The sequence below is a fragment of the Albidovulum sp. genome, from assembly GCF_008933605.1.
Classification (GTDB): Bacteria; Pseudomonadota; Alphaproteobacteria; order Rhodobacterales; family Rhodobacteraceae; genus Albidovulum.
Genome location: NZ_WBUS01000285.1, coordinates 1 through 1,937 on the forward strand (window position 1 = coordinate 1; position 1,937 = coordinate 1,937).

Below are 1,937 nucleotides of genomic sequence, written 5' to 3' on the forward strand. Positions count from 1 at the left end.
GCGTCCGAACCGGACAGCCTCGGACGCTCGGACGGACGATGCCGAAGCATCGCCGCAAGCGCCTGTTTCACAAATGGTTTTTGGTGGCTAGGGGCGGACTTGAACCGCCGACCCCATGATTATGAGTCATGTGCTCTAACCAGCTGAGCTACCTAGCCGCACCGGCGGCGGTCCTATGCCAGCGGCCCCCGCCCGTCAAGCGATATTCGCCGCGGCGGTCAAACCCCGTAGTGTTCGCGGTACCAGGCGACGAAGGCGGCCATGCCGGCCTCGATGCCGGTTTCCGGCCGGTAGCCGGTGAGCCGGGTCAGCAGACGGTTGTCGGCCCAGGTCGCCGGCACGTCGCCCTTCTGCATCTCCATGAGGTTGCGGATGGCCGCGCGGCCCGTCGCCTTCTCGATCGCCGCGATGAAATCGCCGAGCGCGACCTTCTCGCCGTTGCCGATGTTGACGACGCGCCAGGGCGCGACGGGAGAGAGGCTGTCGCCCTCGGCGATCTCCTCCGGCGCGGCGGGCCGTTCCGGGGCCTTGTCGATCAGGAGCCGGATGGCCCGGACAAGGTCGGTCACATAGGTGAAGTCGCGGAACATCCGCCCGTGGCCGTAGACGTCGATGGTCTCGCCCCGGAGGATCGCCCTGGTGAACTTGAAGGGCGCCATGTCCGGCCGGCCCCAGGGGCCATATACGGTGAAGAAGCGGAAGCAGGTCGTGGGCAGGCCCCAGAGATGCGCCCAGGAATGGGACAGCGACTCGGTCGCCTTCTTCGTCGCGGCGTAGAGCGAGACCTGCGTGTCGGCCTTGTCGGTCTCGCGGTAGGGCATCTCGGTGTTGGCGCCGTAGACCGAGGAGGTGGAAGCGAGCAGGAGGTGCTTCACCCCGCAGTCGCGTGCGGCCTCCATGACGTTGAACGTGCCCTCGATGTTCGACGCGAGGTAGCTCCGCGGGGCCTCGAGCGAATAGCGTACGCCCGCCTGCGCGGCGAGGTGGACCACCACGTCGGGCTTGAACCGCGCCATGTCGGCGGCGAGGCGGTCGTGGTCCTCGAGCATCGCCTCGGTGAAGCCGAACCCTTCGCGCTGCAGGAGCACCCCGAGCCGGGCGCGCTTCAGCGCGAGGTCGTAGTAGGCGGTCATCCCGTCGTAGCCGTGGACGCGCAATCCCTCCTTCAGGAGGAGCTCGGACAGGTGGAAGCCGATGAACCCGGCCGCCCCGGTGACATAGACGCGCTGCATGGCTTTCCCGTCGCTTTCCGCCGCTGGACCGCCCCGATCCTTAGCCGCTCGCGGCGCCCAGTCCAAGCCCGGCCGCGCGACCGGCTTGGCGAAAGCGGAAGGGCGCGGTAGTCAGGGGCGGGAAAAGGGGGCGAGCGATGCAGGGTCAGATCCCGCTGACACGCGATCTGGTGCTGATCGGCGGCGGCCACACCCATGCGCTGGTGCTCCGGATGTGGGGGATGCGGCCCCTTCCCGGCGTGCGGCTGACCCTGATCAGCCCCGAACCCGCGGCCGCCTATTCCGGCATGCTGCCGGGCCACGTCGCCGGGCACTACCCGCGCGAGGCGCTGCAGATCGACCTCGTCCGGCTCGCGCGCCATGCGGGTGCACGGCTGATCCTCGGTCGCGCGGAGGGGATCGACCGCGCGGCAGGGCGGATCCGCGTGCAAGGGCGGCCGGCCGTCGCCTATGATGTGGCGTCCATCGACATCGGCATCACCTCCGACATGCCGGCGCTGACCGGCTTCGCCGCGAATGCGGTGCCCGCGAAGCCGCTCGATGCCTTCGCCGATGCCTGGGAAGCCTTCGCGGGACGCGCCGCGCGGGGCGAGGCAGCGCCGCGGGTGGCGGTGATCGGCGGCGGCGTGGCCGGGGTGGAACTGGCACTGGCCGCGCACCACCGGCTCGGCCCGGGCGCGGAGGTGACCGTGATCGAGGCGGACG

At 70.0% G+C, this 1,937-nt stretch carries 2 protein-coding genes and 1 tRNA gene; 1 reads left to right on the forward strand and 2 read right to left on the reverse strand.

Annotation, left to right across the window (positions count from 1 at the left end):
• Positions 1-81: 81 nt before the first annotated feature.
• Together F9K34_RS18830 and F9K34_RS18835 are read right to left on the reverse strand one after the other, a co-directional pair.
• Positions 82-158: transfer RNA gene (locus tag F9K34_RS18830), tRNA-Met, on the reverse strand.
• A gap of 60 nt (positions 159-218) precedes the next feature.
• Complete coding sequence (locus F9K34_RS18835) at positions 219-1,232, reverse strand: NAD-dependent epimerase/dehydratase family protein (RefSeq protein ID WP_291338628.1); 1,014 nt, start codon at positions 1,230-1,232, stop codon at positions 219-221.
• A gap of 137 nt (positions 1,233-1,369) precedes the next feature.
• Here F9K34_RS18835 and F9K34_RS18840 point away from each other — a divergent pair.
• The coding region (locus F9K34_RS18840) for an FAD-dependent oxidoreductase (RefSeq protein ID WP_291338629.1) at positions 1,370-1,937 on the forward strand (568 nt) is incomplete at its 3' end.